This is a genomic window from Gilliamella sp. B2887 (assembly GCF_026537015.1).
Lineage (GTDB): Bacteria > Pseudomonadota > Gammaproteobacteria > Enterobacterales > Orbaceae > Gilliamella.
Map to the genome: position 1 here is coordinate 14166 of NZ_JAFNMX010000002.1, position 20530 is coordinate 34695.

Here is a 20530-nt window from a genome sequence, read left to right on the forward strand (position 1 = left end):
CTGACGAAGATAGAGTAAAATTTTATTTGATTGCGTTCATTCTTAACTTCTAAGGGCTTTTTCATCAAAATTATTTTAATATAAAGTCTCTTTTATTTGATTAGCGACTCACATTAATTGAATTAAAAATAACAGATATGATATCACGTATTAAAATTGTGATGAACACTAAATTTAGTGTAATTAAAATAGACAAATCTATATATATTGCAAAAACCTTTTTCATCGAAATAAATTCAATATTTTTTTAATTAAAATAAATCGATCTTAGCCTGACATAATGCCAGTATTTTGGAGTCGTTAAAAATGACATTAATAACTTTTGATATTTATATTTAAATAATTATTATAAAGATTAATTAATTTGGATATCACCAAACTGATTTTGGTTTTGATATTTTAAATACAAAGGACGATAGCGATATGAAAAAATTTTTAATAATAGAACTTAATGCATAATTATACGGTTGAGTATACTAGTATTAAAAGAAATGGAAATAGGAATCATTCTTTATGTAGAAAATGGTTTATAAAATAAATTTGAATAGAAGAATGAATAACTTTCTAATGAAGATTGTCTTATAAACTTTGAAAAGATAAAGACAAATTTATAGCCATAAAACTGTATTTTTCCTATTTACATTGTTATCTTTTTTAAAATTAAAGTCCGTTATATTTGAAAGGAAGTCAGAAGTGGGAGTGGGAAGTGGGAAGTGGGAAGTGGGAAGTGGGAAGTGGGAAGTGGGAAGTGGAAAAATGGCAAGGCTTTTTAATAGGCCTATCCATAAAAGAGAACTAAGTAATAAAAAAGTCCATATCAAGTATGGACTTTTATTAAAAAATATTAATTTACCTTTTACAGTAAACGTTCATATTTTGTAAAAATTTCATGAATTTTGTTTACATCATCAGCAGTTAAATCCCCACGACTGAATGCCGCATACATTTTCATAGCGCCTGTGGAATGATTATTAAGTGTTTGATAAGCCATCAAACGAGGACGAAAAGTATCCGTTGATTGTCTATTGAATCTTTTACTGATAGTACGTGCTTTATGTTTATATACTAATGAATTTCTATTTATATGAATAACATATACACCATCAGTAGATTGATTATCTTCTTCTTTTTTAATTGCATTTTCTTTAAAGCACCATTGAAATATGATACCGTTAAGATGTTGTTCATTTCCTGCAGTAGAGAGTACATGTGGATGGCCAGAATTTTGTTCTGCCCCCCATTCAAAACCGGATGTCGAGCCTTTAGACATCATGAAAACCAGACATAAATTTGAATCAGCACCATTTGGATAATAGAAATTGTTATCGTATAAATTATAAATTGCAGAAGATTCAGATTCAATCCCATCATTTAATATATTTGGTTCCCCACTTTGACAATTTAAATAATTATTCCCTATCACGCTATACTTAATATTTTCCATATTTTGATGTTTTGATGCAAAATAGAATAATCCTTTACACTTTTGATCTAATCCTGCTTTCACTAAATCATCAATGAGTAATAGTAAGCACTGATTATCTCGTCTCTGTGATTTAGTGATGTAATTGTCATAAATTGCATAGGCTTTATCACTTACTGTGTCCAATGGTTGATCGTTCTTATCACTGCCATAATCAACAGTGCCTAAATTATTTTTACTCCAATTGACATTTGGAACTTTAATTGCTACACCTGACATAAAAATCTCCGTTAATTTTTGTTTATTAAAAGACTGTTTAACTCATCATCTTTAATTTTAATTATTGAATCGTAATAAATTTATTTTGTTATTAACCTAAATGATATTGAAAAATGGTACACCAATTATGTAAATAGTAATTATTGCCTCCTATATAAATAGATACGTTATTATTATCGCGTAATTGACCCGCATTTCTTCCGTCAGTATCTGAAAAACCATAATTGATTATAAGATTAGCAGGGCTTTCTTTACATGTGATCTTAAGCGTATTACAACTATTACTATTGTTAAGCATTTGAACATTCTCAATAATATCTATACCTGCAGAGTTTTTTATAGAAAAACCTTTGTTTTGAATTTTGTTATGATTTGGTAATTTTTCTGGGCTATCAAATATCAAACCCATTTTGTTAAATGTCAGATTCAATACATTACCATTTATGGTGTGGGAAATTGGATGCAATGGCTGCCAATCTTCACCTGACATGACTTTATTCAAAACATAACCATAATAGGCACCTAATAATTTAGAACTGTATCCATCTATGTGCCACCTGTCTAGATATTGTAACTGATATATTGGTGTAGCTAGATAAAATCCACTACCTTTTTCAAGCGCTAATTCTAATTGTGCTAGAGCAACATCAGGACAATATGGAACACCTGTTTGAGATAGATAAGAAGAAGATACTTGGTAAGTAATAAATGGCAAATCAGAATAGTCATCGCCCGTGATCTTTTCAATGTCCTCAATTAAATCAGACCGTAATTTTCTAAGAGCAGTTCTATAATAATCGATGCCAAAGTTATAATTTGCTTCACCTTGAGTGTAGGTTATTGCAAGTAATCGGTACGATTTACCTTGTTGAGCTGCAATTCGTTTACCATTTTGAACATCATTGAGAATGTTTTGATAGTTAGAACTACCTTTGGACAAATTAGATATTGGCTGACCTCCCTCAGAACAATTGGAAGATAGAATCACTTTATTTTTAAAATTATGAAGTTTAATTTCTCGAATAAACATCTCGGCAGTACCAGCAGATGGTGACTCATAATTATCATCGTTTTGCCATTCAATGTGATTTACCAATGTTTGATATTTATGATCTCTAGCATAACGAGTTCGAATACCATGATTAAACATTTTGGCGTATTGAGAAAATGGCGTTCCAGAAAGGATAGGATGTGCAGTCGATCCTTCACCTAATGATTGACCATAAGTAACGATATGATTAATATCAGCAAGCCCTGAATCAGGTGGATAGATTAATGTTTTTAATTTGGCAGCAAATTGTTTATCAATATTAAATTCTGAATTACCCTCTTCATCAATTTTGAAAGAGACATTGCCTTGCTCATCAGCAATAGTAAAACCATTTTTTTGAGTATTATTGAATGAAAAATTTTCTGGAATTGACTTTTCAGGATCCAATAAATCATCCAATGAATCGTTTAAATTTACCATAATTGCTATTTGTCCTTAATTATTATATAAAAAGCAAAATACAGTTATCAAATTAAACAAGGTTTGTTATAACAAACAAGTAACTAAATAAACCTGTTTTACTTTTATTTAATTTCAGTTTAAAAAACCTAAAATGAATAGCAGATACAACCATATGATTTGCTTTTAACATTTTTAAGTTATTTTTTAGACATCGATGTTGATGATCTATGTTGTTATAATTGATTTAAAATCACTCTCAATTTGAGAGCAAATTGGCGATTGATTTTAAATTCTGAAAATCCGTTTTCATCGATTTTAAAAACAACATTACCTAAACTATCAATAATTGAAAAACCATTTTTTTTGGTACTCGTAAATGCCGAGGGATCTTTATTGATAGAAAAGAATTTACCGTTATTGTCAATTTTTAAAGTCCTACCATTATTACCAATATAGCTTCCATCATCCTGGTTTACATCATTAAAATTTTGTGGAAGCGTGTTTGTTTGATCCGATATATCGTTCAATGTTTCATTTGAATTTGTCATATTATTTTCACCTTTGTTATTCATATAAAAATACAGCTAAATAATTAAATTAGATTTGATATTACTTTTCACAAAAAAGAAGATACTATCTTCCACCATACAAAATTTTATTGTTCTATTTCTTTGAAAATATGAAGTCTATAGTGATCTGATGTAGATAAATTATTTTTTTAAGACAATATAAATACTTCTAATTTAAAATTGAAAAAAGCTAGGATTTTTTGATTGGCCAAATTTGATTTGCTAAAACGCGAAAAATTATTTTAAACTTCCATTTTTATTAAATATAACTTATCTATAAAGCACACCGAGTTTGAAACAAGTAATACTATAATTCATTTAATGTTTAGCTATTAAATATTGATGCGAGCGCATTTATTCAAATTTTGCTCACTTGAGGGTTGAATTGTACTTTTAAAAAATTCGTAATAACTGCTTAAAATATTTAACAATCATTTCTACTATTCATCATTTAAAAATATGATAGATAAGCGGTTGTACCCTATCTGGGAACGTACTCAAGAGTTTGTCCCGCATAATAAAAAATAAATTTTTTCACTCTACTATTTATTTAGCATTAAACAGTATATGAAAAGTTATTTCCCAATTTTCAATGAATTTAAGAGCTGAATTTATTTTTTAATCATTCATCCGCAAGAAAAACCCACAATAATTGTGGGTTTTTAATTTTAAAATGAACTAAACGATTATAGAAATGCTTCGAATTCAGTAAAAATTTGTTGAATTTTAGTAACTTCAGATGGAGTTAAACCTTCTCCTTCCATACCACTACTAAATGTAGCATACATCTTCATTGTACCATTACCTGGATTTTTGATAGTATTATAATTTAATAAAGATGGGCAGAATTTAGCACATGAACGCGGAACATATTTTGTTAAATTAACAGCACGATGACGGTAATCTAATGAATTTCCATCAACATGAATTACATAAACACCTACAGGATCTTGTGGATCTTCAGATTTTGATACAGCAGCGTGTTTAGAACCATTATTCCATTTAAAGATAGAATTTTCGAAGTAATCTGCATTACCGGCAGAAGAAAATGCATGTACGTGGTTTACTTCGTCTTCTCCACCCCAATCAAATCCATAAGTAGAAGGTTGAGACATCATAAACACCAAGCATAAATCATTGCCTTTTGAACCATCAATGACTTGATGATCATAAAGATCTGCACGGCTTTCGATTTTTGTTCCATCATAACGAACTGTTGGAAAATCTGAATATCGATCTATAACATTATTGCCGATTACACTATACTTAACATGCTCAAAGTTATTGTGAGGTGATGCTAAATAAAATAAGCCAGTACATTTGCGATGTAACTCTTCTTGGACTAATTTATTAATAAACAATGCTAGAGCTACATTGTGTGGACGAGCTTCTCGCTGATTACTAAAATCGCCAGTTTTTTCAATGTATTTCTTATAAATGTTAAGTGCTTCTAAGCTAATCATTTTTTCAATGTCAGCGATTGAAATTAAATTACTGTTTTGAAGTAAGTCTTGTAAATTTGACATAAAAATTCTCCATTTTTTATTATTTAAATTAAATTAAAAAGAAATTTGCGTTTAACTTTAAATAAAAGTTTAATCCGCAAGGTTTTTACTAATGTTATTACTCAAGGTAATAATCGAAATAGCTCACTACTGGTTTAAAGTCAGTCAGCTCTATCGATAGGGTAGATAACGATGTTGTATTGAACATTTCGTTACTCGTCTCTTTTTTATTAATAAAAAAGAATTTATATAGATTTTTACCCAAAATGTGAGTTTTCAGCTTTTATTTTGGTTTTGAAGTGATAAGGATTTACATTGATTAATCAGGTCAATTTGCTTAGTAAAGAATGTTGAAATAGTAATAATATTTATTTGTATTAGACATAATTATGCCATCACAGAAAAATACTAATTTCATGAATAATCAATGCAATAGCGATAGAATAAGTATTTATTTCAGTAAACAGACTTGTTTAGAGCTCTGATGGCTTGCTTATCTTGATTGCATTTTTCAATAACATTTAATAAATGTTCGTTATATTTAATGCTATCAGCAAACGTTAATAATTTAGGCGGTAATACTGGCAGACAATCAGTTAATAGACTTTCTGATATCGGTTGATTGACGTATACCTTTCGCTCTTTGGTACAACCTGTTAGCAATATCATTAGGAATATACTCATTAGCGCAATTGTTATTTTTAAGTAAATCATCGAGTTTTTCCTGCATTTGTAATGATTGATTTTCAAGTTTCCGTTTTGTCATTTCATTATTTGCAATAATTTGGTTATCAATTATATTTTTTTGCTCAAGTTGAAAAAGTTTATTGGTTAATTCTTGTACTTGAGCTTGTCGTTCCTTTGATGTACGAACTTCACCAATATACAAATAAAGTAGCATTAACCAAAGAAAGATAAACATACCAACAAATTTATTCATTTTTTCCCACCATCAATCATTCTTTATTAAATAGGTTCTTTTCTGCTTTCCTGCGATTTGTCAAGCCAGTTGAAGACTGTTTAATGCCATCAACTGTAATTTTATTCCAACGTTCGAACTCATTTGAAGCGCCGATATAATTACCTACATTCAATTTTGCCAACAATGTCGATTGAGTAAATGCTAAAACTCCTACATTAAAGACAAAAGAACACAACGCATCATATTGATTTTGACTTAGTTCGACTTTTATCAATTGATTAATCGATTGCTCTATAAAATAAAGATCTTGTACTAAAAAACAATCAGCCTGCGAATTACTGATTATGTCTTTTTCTTTTACATTTTTTGTATGACCATAACCAATAGTCCATACTCCTGCTGGACATTTATATGCATTTAATTTTAGACCTTCAAAGCTTTTTATCAGATCGATTCCTTTTTGACTAATATTCATGTGTTTTCCCTTATGCTTCTATAATTTATTGAATTATTTGTTAAATAAGATGTTTATTTTGATAATGAATGGAAATTAATAACTTTTAGATTAGCTCATATTAAAAAATACTAATGATTTAAATTGACTGTTTAAGTAATGATAAAAAACCATTTTTTAATAATCCTAGATATAAACTTTATTCAGATCTATTTCAGTCTTTATTTGTATTAGTGTAATATTTTAATTAGCAATGTATTATTTATTATCAATTTGTTTTATCAATCTTTCTTCAAGAACTTTAATTAAATTTGCACCTGACCAACCAGCTAAACCGGCAACACCTCCAGCTATTTCAAAAGCCCAATTACAATAACTTGCAATAAAGATGACCAAAGCACCAGAAAAAATTGATATAAAAATTTGTGCAATAAGTGTCCATAAAAAGAATTTACTACCATTGAGTAAGTGGTAACAATAACTGGCTAATGAACCTAAAAAAGTGATAAAATATAAATATACGACAACGGTCCAATTTATGTTGTCTGGATCTTTTATTGGCATATTATGTGACCCTTTTACGTATTTAAAGTTAGATTGTTAAAAGAATATAAATTAAGATTACATTAATATAAAAACTAAATTCTTAAATTCATATGTTGTTGCTTAACGTTTCATGATGCAATATATGAGTAATATTTCTTGACTAATAGAATTTAGTATTTATAATTTGATAAAGGTTTTATCAATCATTACCATTCTATATTTTCATTAACGTTAATGATTTCTTAGTTAAATGATTTGGCGACTCAGTTATTTTTCATTAGTAAGTTATTTGAATATTGATTCGTCATTTTATTTTTGATAGAATGCTAGATTAATAAATATAAATTTAGAATCACTGTTCTTGGCTTTAGCGATTTGAAAGATTCAAAATTCTAAAAATAGATGTTATGTCAATGAGTATCAATATTTAGAAGGTATTGTTGTAAAAAATATCAATAAAATTGATATAATATTAATTGCAATAAAAATAGTAAATAAATACAGAGTGCTATTTTTAATATATTAACCAACGCCAACTCTATAGCAACCTAAAACTATAAGTTTTAAAAACAAAAAAGCCCAGCTGATTAGCTGAGCTTTATGTATACGTAATAAATCACATTATAGAGTAATAATGTATGCTAATTTGCGCAATGTCAAGAGATTAATATGATTTATCTATAAAAAGATAAATGCTGCAACATACTATTAAGCTTAATTAAGTATATTAATAACCTCATGAGAGTCTTTACCGATAGTTTGGACTACACTTCACATGCAATATTTTTAATATAACAAACCATTAAATCGTCATTGCTCAAAGTTATGAACTTTTACATTCAAAATAACATTATCTATTGTTACCCTCCCTATTTCTTTGTTAAAGATTAACGATAATTTCAATTTATCCGAATATAAAAAAACCCAGCTAGTTTTAGCTGGGTTTCGTTCATATGCATAATAAATTGCATTATGGAGCAATTATATTTGCTCATTTGCGCAATGTCAAGCGTCTAATATGATTTATCTGTTGAAAATCAACCGTGATCATCAATTAACCCACTGCCTGATAAAGTGTTTTAATAAAACCATGAGAAAATTTTTACTTATTCTATGAAGCAGTTTCAAATAATAAGTCTTTAAAACACCATTATCCGAAGATATGAACCTTTACATTCAAAATTAATATTGTCTATTAATGCGTTTACTTCGTTTAAACTTGACGATAATTTCAATTTATCCGAATATAAAAAAACCCAGCTAGTTTTAGCTGGGTTTCGTTCATATGCATAATAAATTGTATTATGGGGCAATTATATTTGCTCATTTGCGCAATGTCAAGCGTCTAATATGATTTATCTGTTGAAAATCAACCGTGATCATCAATTAACCCACTGCCTGATAAAGTGTTTTAATAAAACCATGAGAAAATTTTACTTATTCTATGAAGCAGTTTCAAATAATAAGTCTTTAAAACACCATTATCCGAAGATATGAACCTTTACATTCAAAATTAATATTGTCTATTAATGCGTTTACTTCGTTTAAACTTGACGATAATTTCAATTTATCCGAATACAAAAAAACCCAGCTAGTTTTAGCTGGGTTTCGTTCATATGCATAATAAATTGCATTATGGAGCAATTATATTTGCTCATTTGCGCAATGTCAAGCGTCTAATATGATTTATCTTTTGAAAATCAACCGTGATCATCAATTAACCCACTGCCTGATAAAGTGTTTTAATAAAACCATGAGAAAATTTTTACTTATTCTATGAAGCAGTTTCAAATAATAAGTCTTTAAAACACCATTATCCGAAGATATGAACCTTTACATTCAAAATTAACATTGTCTATTAATGCGTTTACTTCGTTTAAACTTGACGATAATTTCAATTTATCCGAATACAAAAAAACCCAGCTAGTTTTAGCTGGGTTTCGTTCATATGCATAATAAATTGCATTATGGGGCAATTATATTTGCTCATTTGCGCAATGTCAAGCGTCTAATATGATTTATCTTTTGAAAATCAACCGTGATCATCAATTAAACCCACTGCTTGATAAAGTGTTTTAATAAAACCATGAGAAAATTTTTACTTATTCTATGAAGCAGTTTCAAATAATAAGTCTTTAAAACACCATTATTCGAAGATATGAACCTTTACATTCAAAATTAATATTGTCTATTAATGCGTTTACTTCGTTTAAACTTGACGATAATTTTAATTTATCCGAATACAAAAAAACCCAGCTAGTTTTAGCTGGGTTTCGTTTAAATTTTATAAAATAGCGCAATAGTCTGCATCTGATCTAACTTATCTGAAAAAAGGATAAATGTACCCCCCAATAAAACTTTCTGCTTGATTGAGTATATTAATAATATCGTGAGGACGTTTACCAATAACTTTAGCTTGTGCATTACATGAAACATTTTTTGTATAGTAAGTCATTAAAACTGTCCAATGCGCTAGATTATATTCTTTTAGATTTAAAATAGCGCTATCAACGATTTCCGCTTCTTCCTCTGTCAAGTATTGACGATAATCAAAATCTCTTGCAGCGCCAGTAATAACTGCTGATTTTGATGGATATTCAGTTCCGATACGTTTAAGTACGCGAGTATTTTTCCATGCGGTTAAAATTTCTTTGGTCTCTTTCATTGTTACCTCTCACCATTAATGCTTTAATTTAATTATTTATAGAATACTTTTATTTAATTATTTATAGGTTTTATATTTATTTTTCTTATAAGATTTAATTTGCTTTATATCCAAAAAATACCGTATAGAAATTCACTTTAATTTCTCACCAAATTTCACGGCTATTTTTTTGGTTATCGTTTAATAAGATGCTATCTTCTAATCGGTAACTCATTTACGATAATTTATATTATCACATGATAACCAATATTATCGATTAGATCAATAACTATTATTATTTGATGACCGATAACTTAAATTATATACTTACAACATCGATAACCATGAGATAACGATATGAATACCTTTACTGATAGAATTAATTGGGCTCTAGAAGCATCAGGCATGTCTCAGCATCAACTCGCTGAGATAGTAAAAATTAGCCAACCGGCCATTCAAAAACTCGTTTCTGGTAAATCCAACACATCCCGTAAAATCATTGAGATTGCTTCTGCTTTGAACGTTGATCTCCTTTGGTTAACAAAAGGAGTTGGAAACCCCGATATAGGGGAAAACTTGTCCAATGCAAAAATAGTGGGAACAATTGATGAATGGGATAGTAAGACACCACTTAATGATGACGAGATTGAAGTACCATTTTATAAAGATGTCAGATTATCTGCTGGAAGTGGTTTTGCTGATGACATTGAAGATTACAATGGTTATCAACTACGCCTATCGCGTTCAACCATGCGTAGATATGGTATTGATAAAGACTGCACGGTTTGTTTAACCGTTTATGGCGATAGTATGGAGCCAGTTTTTCAAGATGGAGCAACAGTTGCCATTGATCAAGCCGACACCATTATTCGTGATGGTAAAATTTATGCAATTAATCATGCTGGCTTACTAAGAATTAAAATACTTGAAAAATTACCTAATAACCAAATCAAAATCAGAAGTTACAATGCTGATTATGAAGATGAAATTGTTTCACAAGATGAAATTACTATCTTAGGGCGTGTATGGTGGCAATCATCAATACTTAATTAATCGGTTAATTTAATCGGTCAATTTATCATGCAGATCAATATGATAATTTACATTCAATTGAGCTTGTTATGATTCTACCTTTAAAATGCATAGTATCAATGCATCATGGCGCTTATTTAAGCCCTTAAATGGGCTTTTTTATGATACATTTTCCCTTAACTTGGTTATAAACAATAACTTTCGTTATTGACAAATCTGATAACTTATATTATCATTACCACATCAATACCAATCGAGTTAACAGAGTCATTAAACAATACTACGAGTTATTTAGTGGGTTAATAAGATTCAAGTAGCTAGCAGGGGCTTATGAACATACTGCGGTCTTGATGGATGTCTTGGGCATGACGCTAAGCTGTCTAATTGGCTGTTTTGATTCGTTAACACTTAAATCAGCCAATTTAACACCTAAGCATGAAATAAAATTTATGTATAAGGATATCAATTGCTATAAAAATAGCAATCAGTACATCAGTTGCCCCGCTAGCAGGGGCTTTTCTGATAATAATAACTAAAAAATGATTATTATTTTAATTTTTTATCAATCCACTTGCATAAAACTCATTAAAAAATTCAAGTCTATTGAGCTCTCTATGACAGGGAAATAACCAAAGTTTTATGGAAGATAAAAATTGAATAAGATTGCCATAAATTACTATAAGTAACTTGGTGCTAATTATGCGTTACAAGTAATGGAACAAACCATAGAGTAACCAGAATTACCCATTATAATAGCAATAATCGCTATCAACATTAAAAAAACTAAAGAAATAAAGGAAACACACGAAATAGATAAACATTAAAAACATCAATCTATGCTAACGAAATTGATATAAATAACAATAAGCAAAAAGCATAACAAAGTAATGAATAGATTCGGTCCTATTTATTTGTTAAGCAATTTAGGATTTTTGAAACTAATATTATTGCCATTGAGCCAACATTAATACCAAATACTTTTATAAAAATAGCAATATTTAGCAATGACCAACTATCATCAACAAATATTAGCGATAATGGATCATTAGTTGGAAGGAAACTCAAGGACATAAGTAACTAGATAATTAACCCATTGCTTTTATCTTTTAAATGATCATTACATTTTTTCAATATTTAGGGTTATTGATTTTGAAAATTGGCTAAATTTTGCATCAACGGTACCCTTCAAAAAATAAAATTATCACGCCACCACTAAAACTATTACCTTCATTGAATAACTTGTCTTGGATACTTAACATAAGATAATGTTGCACTGATAAAAATGGTGCACACCTATTTAGGTATGGATAACTCTAAAGTTGTAATCATTATCGAAAAAATAAATATAATGATTAGTCAATTATGATGATGAGATAATCGTCTTTATAAATATTCATCAACAATTAATGTCCATTAAATTTTTAAACCATTAATAACATCATTCACGGAATCAAATTTAATGGGGTTAATTCATTTTATCTTTTCTTAAAAGTGAAGTTTAAGCGATAGTCACAAAATCGATACCAACATAATCGGTGTTAAAACAACTTACGAAAAGTAACCATAACTTTTCGACTGACTAAATTTTATCTTTCTTAATGAAAAAAATAATATTCATATTAACTAATTGATTGAAATAAAAAACCCTAGATGAACTAGGGTTTGATAAGTAAGTTAACTAAAGGATTAACTATTTTTCTTCGCTTTACTTTTGTACTCATCATAATACTCTTGTGCAAGTTTACGCATTGATAAGCCAATCGCAGCGTATTGATATTCATTTAAGTTCGCTAAAGATGCACGAGCAGAAGGATGTTGTACAGCAAAACCTTTACCAGGTAATAAAACAACCCCAGCTTCATCAGCTATTCTAAATAGCATTTCAGATGGATTTTTATTTGTTAAGATCCATTGAGCAAATTTATCGTCATATAATTCACGACAAATATGTTCAAGATCAATTAGAGTATAATAATCAACACTATTTTTATCGACAGGGTGTTTAAGACCTAAATGTTGATAAAGAGACGCAGCACGACGTCGGATCAATGATTTTAATGCTGCCTTATAACTTTGATCGGTGTCAATCATTTCGCACAATGCAAATAAAACCATTTGTACTTGTTGTGGTGTTGAAAGACCAGCAGTGTGATTTAACGCAACCGCTCGGCTATCGGCAACTAAACGATCAATAAATTTTAGATTTTCTGGTTCTGTTACAATTGAACTATAACGCTTATTTAAGACTTGTTTCGTTTTGCTAGGCAATGCATTAATTTTTTTATCTAAAACATTATCTTTTGTTGTGGCAATAACACCTAAACGCCAACCTGTTGCTCCAAAATATTTAGAAAAAGAATACACCAAAATAGTATTATTAGGGCAAATAGCAAATAATGATTTGAAATCGTCAGCAAATGTACCATAAACATCATCGGTTAATAGGATGAGATCTGGACGTTTTTTAACAATATCTGCGATGATTTTTAATCCTTTATCGTCAATTTTTACTGAGGGTGGATTGGAAGGGTTGACTAAAAAGAACGCTTTTATAGAAGGATCTTCTAACTTACGCAACTCAGACTCTGGATACTGCCAATTAGCATCAGGATCAGAGTTAACTAATACCTCAACCAACTGATAATCATTGAGTTCTGGTATTTCAAGATATGGCGTAAATATTGGAGCACCAATGGCAATTTTATCACCTTTTTGAATCAAATTATTTTCTTTCATTGAATTAAAAATATATGCCATAGCGGCTGTTCCGCCTTCAACAGCAAATAAATCAATATCATCAAGATCAAGATATTGAGCGCCCATTTGCTGTAGCACATAAGATTTTACAACTTCTTCACTTAAACGAAGCATCCTATCAGGAACAGGATAGTTACAACCTAAAATGCCTTCAACCATCTCTTGTAAAAAAGCATTTTCATCCAAACCAAGTTGATCACGAATGTAAGAAAAAGCTTTACCTAAAAACGAAACGCCCTCTGTATTATAATTTTGACGAATAAAATGTTCAAAGCGCCCTGTTAAACCATCTTTGATTGGAAAACCACCAACGCCCTCATTTAAGTAAGAGTAGGACATTTCCGATTCTTGCGTTGCAAAGACACCTAATTGGAAAAAAGCTTGTCTTGGCCAAATAGCTAAAAAATTAGGATTCCCTCGACCTGCATTTAGCATAGCTCGATCGGCATGACTTTGTGCTAATTTAATTAAGTTATCTTTTAACTCAAAAGGACTTAAATTAGCATACTTAGCATATTGTGTTTGGTTCTTCATAATCTGTATCCTTAAATTAATATTTTAATTAAACAAAGGCCACAACCAATGGTCCTAATAAAGTCAGAAATACATTAGCTAAAGCATAAGTAATAGCGAAAGAGTTTGTTGGTGTAGAATTACCCGCTTTGTTAAGAACTTCACCAAATGCAGGGTTAGCACTACGAGCACCAGCTAAAGCACCTGCAAAAACGGCAGCATTTTTGTAACCAAGAACATATTTACCAAAATAAATAGCAAGCAACATTGGTAAGACTGTAACGACAACACCAATTAAAAACAATGATAAGCCTTGTTCCCGAATAGTATTGATGGCCTGAAGTCCAGAACTTAACCCTACTACTGCAACAAAACCAGCTAACCCGAAATCTTTTAATAGTTGCACCGCACCAGTTGGAATATTACCTATAGTTTGATGCAGTGAACGGTACCAACCGAATATCAAACCTGAAAGCAATGCACCACCACCAGCGCCTAAGGTAATTGGAATCTCACTAACACGGATAACAATTAAGCCAATAATCAGACCAACCACCAAACCTAACCCGTGAAATATCCAATCCGTTTTTTCGCTTTTAGTGATTGGTGCACCAATTTTATCAATTACTCGACGAAGATCACTATCGGTACCATAAATGGTAATTACATCACCCAATTTGAATTGGAAGTCACTGTTAAGAGGCAGTGATTGTCCATCACGATGAATAGCTATAAGATAAATGCCATGTTTTAATTGCATTACTTCCTCAGAGGATAATACCTGGGATAAATTCTGACCAACATAACGCGAGTTACGCATTTCGACATCTTGCGTATTCATTACAACATCCATACCTGAAGCAGAATTTACTTCTGACCCAAGAAGATCATTAGCTTGTATCATGGCATCACGGTGACCAACTACCAAAATAATATCTTTGGCTTTTATTACTGTATCAGGTGATGCTTCTAAAATTTTATTGCCACGTTTAATTCGTTCGATACTAATACCACTAACGGTTTTTTCAATATCAGAAACACTTTGATTGATTTTATTAGTGACTCGATATAATCGACCACTAATATCGGATAATGCTAAGTTTTGGTTCGCACCTAATAACAGGGAGCCATGAAGCTGCTCTCCTTCAGCCTTAATCGCATCATCACCAATATCTCGCCCCATGATTTTTGGTAAAATATTCACGCAAATGATAATCGCACCGAGTGAACCAAAAATATAAGTCACCGCATAACCTATGGTCACATTGCTTTGTAAATGACTTAGCTCTTCAGGACTTACACCTAATTGACTTAATGCATCGGAAGCTGTGCCCATAATGGCAGATTGCGTTAAACCACCTGCTGCTAAACCTGCTGCAAGTCCTTTATCTAAATTGAATATTTTTGCCAGAACAACAACGGTAATTAATCCAACAACTGCAATAAAGAGTGCTAAAAAGATTTCACGAAGTGTTTTAACACCTAATGAACGGAAAAACTGCGGACCACTTTCGAATCCAACAGCATAAATAAAGAGAGCAAAAAGAACGGCTTTAACGCCAGCATCAACAGTAACACCAAAAATACTTAAAGCAACAGCCACTAATAATGATCCTGCTACACCACCAAGTTGAAATTTACCAATCCGAATACCACCTATTAAATACCCTAAACTTAATGATAAAAATAAAAGTATTTCTGGTGAGTGTTTGAGTCCATCTAAAATCCAGTTAAAAAGCCAGTGAAACATAATAATTGTCCTCAAGCGCTGTGATTAATGATTTATAGAAAAGATATTTATTAAGGAATGGAACTATATTCATTGAATTTATGAATATGGCTATATATTAAACTTCAATGCAAAGAATAGAAAGTCTATTTTAACGATTAATATTATTGTTAGGAATAATAAAAAACTTTAAAAAAACGCAATTAACAAATACGAAAAAAATAATGAACATAAAAATAATTATTATTCATTGATATGACTATTTCAATACCAAAATTTTCAAGGAACAGAATGCTAATTGATATGGCGGTAAATTAGAACAACAAATATATTTAATAAAGTTGTTTTTTTATTTTTTTCATCTTTACGAAAGCTAATCAGATTTAAATTTGGAAATGATAAACAAAAAAATCCGCCGAAGCGGATTATATTTAAAGCAATTTAAGAAACAATAATCCTATAAAGGGTTATTCAATACCTGATTTAAAGTACTTAGTTAATAGATTATTTAATATTGATATTTTCTTAATTTTCGCTATGGTCTTTGGATCTATCTTTCTTTCGACATTTTTTCGTGAGCCATAAAATCTCACTATTACCTGATCTTTATCATTTAGTGAATTGATATAAGATACAAATTGATTATTTAGAATAAATTTAGTCCATTCATATACAGTGCTACCACTTTTACTCTTAAAAGTTAAGTCACTAGATGATTCATATATATCATCATTTTGAAAGATCTTAAAATGATCAATAAACAGTCGTTCTTTACTACTAAATATAGCAGTAACCGTTGTAGTATATAATTTTTCTTTAAAAATAAAGGTTTCTATACTCAAAGGTTCGCTTTTTAATTCGATCTTAATAATATTATTTTGAGAATTATAGGTGAAATTGATATCATCCGTGTTAATAATATCAATGAATCGATGTAAATCATTTGGATTAGTTATTTTTTTTGATAGGGATAATAGCCCATAAAGGTTAGCATTACGCAATCTTAGACCATTTGAAAAGGTAATAATATAAATATCTTTCGATTTTGAATCTGTCTCTACTTTTGTTACATATAAATCGTCTATATTGGGAAATTTAATTTCTTTTAATTTCTCTATCTCATCTAATCGCTTTTGGTAATTTTTTGCACTAACTATCTGATTATAAGAATTGAGATCATTGAGATAAAGCACTTCTCCATTTTTCAAAACTATCTTATAGTAAATTTTATTTCCAACTTTGACTTCTTTGTCCAAATAACCTTCCATTCCGTTATATTTTTTATAAGAAGGATAAAAAAGTGAACGTGCATTGGGTTCAGAATATAAACCACTATATTTTTTCAGGTTTATTGCCTCAGCAGAATATTGATCAAAAACAAAAATATCTTTATCTGCTGGATTATATTTTTCTTTTTTAATTAATGCAGATGAAGAAAACGAAACAACCGTCAATATAAGAAACAAATAACAACAAACCTTTTTCATACCATTATCCTTAATCCTTTTTATTTTTTTGTAATAGTATGTTATTTAAGCTTTTTTGGCAATAAAAAATCCCATTTCCATCAAGAATTTTAAGGTAATAGGGGATAAAAAAATTGTGCTTGATAACATGTCTATTTGTGAAATTTAAGCGAGCTGATATGAGAGTTTGCGTATTTACTTATGCTTAATGAATAACTATCTGAATTTTGTATTATTAAGAAAATGGGCTACTATAGCCCATTCCCTTGTCTAAACAATAACCTTTCAACACTTTTGACCACATTTTTTGAGATTTTTTCAGACAGCTTTTGTTTACGTTGAAAACTCACTGAAATAATTTTATGTGTATCAAGATGCGATAAAATAAAATCATCACTAGTACTGATTTCGTCAACTAACCCTTTATCTTTTGCTTGAGCAGCAAACCAGTGTTCTCCTGTTGCCACCTGCTCAATATCCACATTAGGACGATACTCTTTAACAAAATCTTTGAATAATAGATGAGTCTCCTCTAATTCTTGCTTAAATTTCTGGCGCCCTTCATCAGTGTTTTCTCCAAACATGGTCAATGTACGTTTGTACTCACCGGCTGTTTGTAGTTCTATATCCACATCATGCTTTTTAAGCAAGCGATTAAAATTTGGAATTTGAGCAACGACACCAATTGAGCCTACAATAGCAAACGGTGCAGCAACAATTTTACTGGCGGTGCACGCCATCATATAACCTCCACTTGCGGCTACTTTATCAACGACAACAGTAAAAGGGATATTGCGTGCTCTAAAACGTAATAATTGTGAAGCCGCTAATCCATAACCATGTACAACACCACCAGGGCTTTCTAATTTAATCACGACCTGATCTTCTGGTTTGATAATAGCAAGTACAGCAGTGATCTCTTGACGCAACTCTTCAACCTCATGAGCATCCATACTACCATTAAATGATAATACAAATAGCTTAGGTTTAGTACCATGAGTGATTGTAACCTTTGTTTGTGGATTAGAATCATCAATAATGTTATTACAATCAGTTTGGTTACAATTTTTATCCTGTTTCTTTTTTTGTTTGACGGCTAATTTTGCCTGCTTTTTCTCATTTTTTTTCTGTTTTTTAAGATCTTTTGTATACTGCTTAGCTTCAAGTTCATCCATGCTTGACATCAATATATCATCTTTAACTTGTTCATATTCCTGACTGATATCCTTAACAGATAAGCGCCCAGCAACGATTGATAATTTGCGACGTTGACTTACTATAAAAACAAGGATAGACAAAATAGCAATGACCACTGTTGCGGTTTCTGCCAAGAAAAGAGCATACTGTGAAAACCAATTCATTTAACATTTTTCCTTAGATTGAATGTATTGCATTATTATAACAAGATAATTAAGAATTGTGCCGAAAATCAACAAAGATAAAATTGTCGCTTTATTCGGCAATTCAAATTAATTATACTGATACCTCAACATTATCATTCAATGAGAATCTTTATGTCTTTACGTCCAATTACTGAAATAGCACAGCAATATAATATTCCTAAACAATATGTTTTACCTTATGGTAAACATGTCGCAAAAATCGATTTATCCATTCTTAAAACAAATCAAAACAAACCAAAGGGTAAATTGATACTGGTTACTGCTATTACCCCAACTCCTCTCGGCGAAGGTAAAACTGTTAATACGATTGGACTTAGTGAAGGATTAAATTATATTGGTAAAACAGCGATAGCGTGTATTCGTCAACCAAGTTTAGGTCCGGTATTTGGCGTGAAAGGTGGTGCTGCCGGTGGCGGTCAAGCCGAAGTTTTACCGATGGAAACCCTAAATTTGCATTTAACTGGCGATATTCATGCTATCACCGCAGCTCACGATTTGGCATCAGCTGCATTAGATGCACGTCTTTATCATGAAGAACGTTTAGGTGACGAATTTACCACACAGACTGGTTTACAACGTTTAAATATTGATGTCAATCGTATCGTCTGGAAACGTGTCATAGATCATAACGACCGCGCATTACGGCATATCAATGTTGGCGTCGGTGGTGGCGTAAACGGTATTGAACGCCGTGATGGTTTTGAAATTACTGCTGCATCAGAACTGATGGCAATTTTAGCATTGGCTTCTGATTTACATGATATGCGCGCACGTATTGGTCGAATTATTTTAGCGTATAATACTCAAGGCGACCCCATCACAGCGGAACAACTTGAAGTTGCGGGTGCAATGACTGTACTATTAAAAAATGCCATTAATCCAAATTTAATGCAAACTGTTGAGCATACTCCTGTACTAATTCATGCTGGACCTTTTGCTAATATAGCTCATGGTAACTCCTCGGTTATCGCTGACCGCATTGCCTTGCAACTGGCTGATTATGTTATTACTGAAGCTGGATTTGGTTCTGATATGGGAATGGAAAAGTTCTTCAATATCAAATATCGTCAAGCAGGTATAAAAGCGTCTTGTGTGGTGTTAGTCGCTACTGTTCGCAGCCTGAAATCAAACAGTGGTAGATATAACATTAAACCAGGACAAGCCATCCCTAAAGAGATCTCAGAATCGAATGTAGAACTACTCGAAATTGGTGCAGCTAACTTAGCATGGCACATTAACAATGCTAAAAGTTATGGTTTAAAGGTAATTGTTGCTATTAATCGCTTTCCCCATGATAGTGAGGAAGAACTTACTTTCTTACAAAAATATGCTATTGACCATGGTGCGTTTGCTTGTGAAGTGAGTGAAGTATTTACCCATGGTGGTCAGGGCGCTGAAAAACTGGCACAACATATTATTAAAGCTTGTGATACGCCAAGTGAAATTAAGTTACCTTATCCGGATAATATGCCTTTAATTGAAAAAATTCAAACCATGGTAAAAAAATATGGTGCCAATAAAGCAAATCTTTCCAAAAAAGCGCTTGACAATATCAAAGAGATCGAAGCATTAAAACTCGATCACCTGCCGCTTTGTATTGCCAAAACGCCAATGTCAATCAGTGCCGATCCCAACTTAAAGAATGTACCAACGGATTTTGATGTTGATATCAGTCATTTAGCGATTTCTGCTGGTGCTGGATTTATTCGAGTCTATGCTGGTAATGTAATGACTATGCCTGGACTGGGTACCAATCCGGCTTATCGACAAATTGATATTGACAAGGATGGTAATATTATAGGTTTAAGTTAATGCAAAAAGTAATTATGCAAACC

At 31.0% G+C, this 20530-nt stretch carries 14 protein-coding genes; 2 read left to right on the top strand and 12 right to left on the bottom strand.

The window, feature by feature from the left end:
- Positions 1 to 856: 856 nt before the first annotated feature.
- The 8 genes from J3U13_RS01920 to J3U13_RS01955 all read right to left on the bottom strand — a co-directional run bounded on the left by J3U13_RS01920 (position 857) and on the right by J3U13_RS01955 (position 9816).
- Positions 857 to 1702, bottom strand: a complete 846-nt coding sequence (locus J3U13_RS01920) for a hypothetical protein (RefSeq protein WP_267339769.1) — start codon at positions 1700 to 1702, stop codon at positions 857 to 859.
- A 91-nt stretch (positions 1703 to 1793) separates the two neighbouring features.
- Positions 1794 to 3173, bottom strand: a complete 1380-nt coding sequence (locus tag J3U13_RS01925; RefSeq protein ID WP_267339771.1) for a sialate O-acetylesterase — start codon at positions 3171 to 3173, stop codon at positions 1794 to 1796.
- 215 nt (positions 3174 to 3388) lie between these two features.
- Positions 3389 to 3727 (bottom strand): hypothetical protein, encoded by a 339-nt coding sequence (locus J3U13_RS01930; protein WP_267339773.1) that lies wholly within the window; start codon positions 3725 to 3727, stop codon positions 3389 to 3391.
- 683 nt (positions 3728 to 4410) lie between these two features.
- Positions 4411 to 5250 (bottom strand): hypothetical protein, encoded by an 840-nt coding sequence (locus J3U13_RS01935; protein WP_267339775.1) that lies wholly within the window; start codon positions 5248 to 5250, stop codon positions 4411 to 4413.
- A gap of 571 nt (positions 5251 to 5821) precedes the next feature.
- A complete protein-coding gene (locus tag J3U13_RS01940; RefSeq protein ID WP_267339776.1) occupies positions 5822 to 6169 on the bottom strand; it encodes a hypothetical protein in 348 nt (115 codons plus the stop codon).
- 16 nt (positions 6170 to 6185) lie between these two features.
- Positions 6186 to 6626 (bottom strand): lysozyme, encoded by a 441-nt coding sequence (locus J3U13_RS01945; protein WP_267339777.1) that lies wholly within the window; start codon positions 6624 to 6626, stop codon positions 6186 to 6188.
- Between the two features lie 237 nt (positions 6627 to 6863).
- Positions 6864 to 7169, bottom strand: coding sequence for a phage holin family protein (locus tag J3U13_RS01950; RefSeq protein ID WP_267339778.1), 306 nt, complete (start codon positions 7167 to 7169; stop codon positions 6864 to 6866).
- Positions 7170 to 9471: 2302 nt separating this feature from the next.
- Positions 9472 to 9816 (bottom strand): antiterminator Q family protein, encoded by a 345-nt coding sequence (locus tag J3U13_RS01955; protein ID WP_267339780.1) that lies wholly within the window; start codon positions 9814 to 9816, stop codon positions 9472 to 9474.
- A 336-nt stretch (positions 9817 to 10152) separates the two neighbouring features.
- On the opposite strand from J3U13_RS01955, the gene J3U13_RS01960 reads away from it, so the two are divergent.
- The gene (locus J3U13_RS01960) at positions 10153 to 10848 is read left to right on the top strand and encodes an XRE family transcriptional regulator (RefSeq protein ID WP_267339781.1); all 696 of its coding nucleotides are present in this window, start codon (positions 10153 to 10155) and stop codon (positions 10846 to 10848) included.
- A 1665-nt stretch (positions 10849 to 12513) separates the two neighbouring features.
- Here the strand turns inward: J3U13_RS01960 and J3U13_RS01965 are convergent.
- The 4 genes from J3U13_RS01965 to sohB all read right to left on the bottom strand — a co-directional run bounded on the left by J3U13_RS01965 (position 12514) and on the right by sohB (position 18653).
- On the bottom strand, positions 12514 to 14118 hold the full coding sequence (locus J3U13_RS01965; protein ID WP_267339782.1) for a bifunctional aspartate transaminase/aspartate 4-decarboxylase: 1605 nt from the start codon (positions 14116 to 14118) through the stop codon (positions 12514 to 12516).
- A gap of 28 nt (positions 14119 to 14146) precedes the next feature.
- A complete protein-coding gene (aspT, locus tag J3U13_RS01970; protein ID WP_267339783.1) occupies positions 14147 to 15847 on the bottom strand; it encodes an aspartate-alanine antiporter in 1701 nt (566 codons plus the stop codon).
- 446 nt (positions 15848 to 16293) lie between these two features.
- Complete coding sequence (locus J3U13_RS01975; protein ID WP_267339784.1) at positions 16294 to 17313, bottom strand: hypothetical protein; 1020 nt, start codon at positions 17311 to 17313, stop codon at positions 16294 to 16296.
- A gap of 230 nt (positions 17314 to 17543) precedes the next feature.
- On the bottom strand, positions 17544 to 18653 hold the full coding sequence (sohB, locus tag J3U13_RS01980; protein ID WP_267339785.1) for a protease SohB: 1110 nt from the start codon (positions 18651 to 18653) through the stop codon (positions 17544 to 17546).
- Positions 18654 to 18806: 153 nt separating this feature from the next.
- On the opposite strand from sohB, the gene J3U13_RS01985 reads away from it, so the two are divergent.
- Positions 18807 to 20507, top strand: a complete 1701-nt coding sequence (locus J3U13_RS01985; RefSeq protein ID WP_267339787.1) for a formate--tetrahydrofolate ligase — start codon at positions 18807 to 18809, stop codon at positions 20505 to 20507.
- Positions 20508 to 20530: the final 23 nt, after the last annotated feature.

Excerpts from the sequence above, each read along its gene's own strand:
- J3U13_RS01925 (WP_267339771.1), bottom strand. The coding sequence starts at position 3,173 with ATGGTAAATTTAAACGATTCATTGGATGATTTATTGGATCCTGAAAAG.
- J3U13_RS01930 (WP_267339773.1), bottom strand. The coding sequence starts at position 3,727 with ATGAATAACAAAGGTGAAAATAATATGACAAATTCAAATGAAACATTG.
- J3U13_RS01955 (WP_267339780.1), bottom strand. The coding sequence starts at position 9,816 with ATGAAAGAGACCAAAGAAATTTTAACCGCATGGAAAAATACTCGCGTA.
- J3U13_RS01960 (WP_267339781.1), top strand. The coding sequence starts at position 10,153 with ATGAATACCTTTACTGATAGAATTAATTGGGCTCTAGAAGCATCAGGC.
- J3U13_RS01945 (WP_267339777.1), bottom strand. The coding sequence starts at position 6,626 with ATGAATATTAGTCAAAAAGGAATCGATCTGATAAAAAGCTTTGAAGGT.
- J3U13_RS01935 (WP_267339775.1), bottom strand. The coding sequence starts at position 5,250 with ATGTCAAATTTACAAGACTTACTTCAAAACAGTAATTTAATTTCAATC.
- J3U13_RS01940 (WP_267339776.1), bottom strand. The coding sequence starts at position 6,169 with ATGAATAAATTTGTTGGTATGTTTATCTTTCTTTGGTTAATGCTACTT.
- aspT (WP_267339783.1), bottom strand. The coding sequence starts at position 15,847 with ATGTTTCACTGGCTTTTTAACTGGATTTTAGATGGACTCAAACACTCA.
- J3U13_RS01965 (WP_267339782.1), bottom strand. The coding sequence starts at position 14,118 with ATGAAGAACCAAACACAATATGCTAAGTATGCTAATTTAAGTCCTTTT.
- J3U13_RS01950 (WP_267339778.1), bottom strand. The coding sequence starts at position 7,169 with ATGCCAATAAAAGATCCAGACAACATAAATTGGACCGTTGTCGTATAT.
- J3U13_RS01920 (WP_267339769.1), bottom strand. The coding sequence starts at position 1,702 with ATGTCAGGTGTAGCAATTAAAGTTCCAAATGTCAATTGGAGTAAAAAT.
- J3U13_RS01975 (WP_267339784.1), bottom strand. The coding sequence starts at position 17,313 with ATGAAAAAGGTTTGTTGTTATTTGTTTCTTATATTGACGGTTGTTTCG.
- sohB (WP_267339785.1), bottom strand. The coding sequence starts at position 18,653 with ATGAATTGGTTTTCACAGTATGCTCTTTTCTTGGCAGAAACCGCAACA.
- J3U13_RS01985 (WP_267339787.1), top strand. The coding sequence starts at position 18,807 with ATGTCTTTACGTCCAATTACTGAAATAGCACAGCAATATAATATTCCT.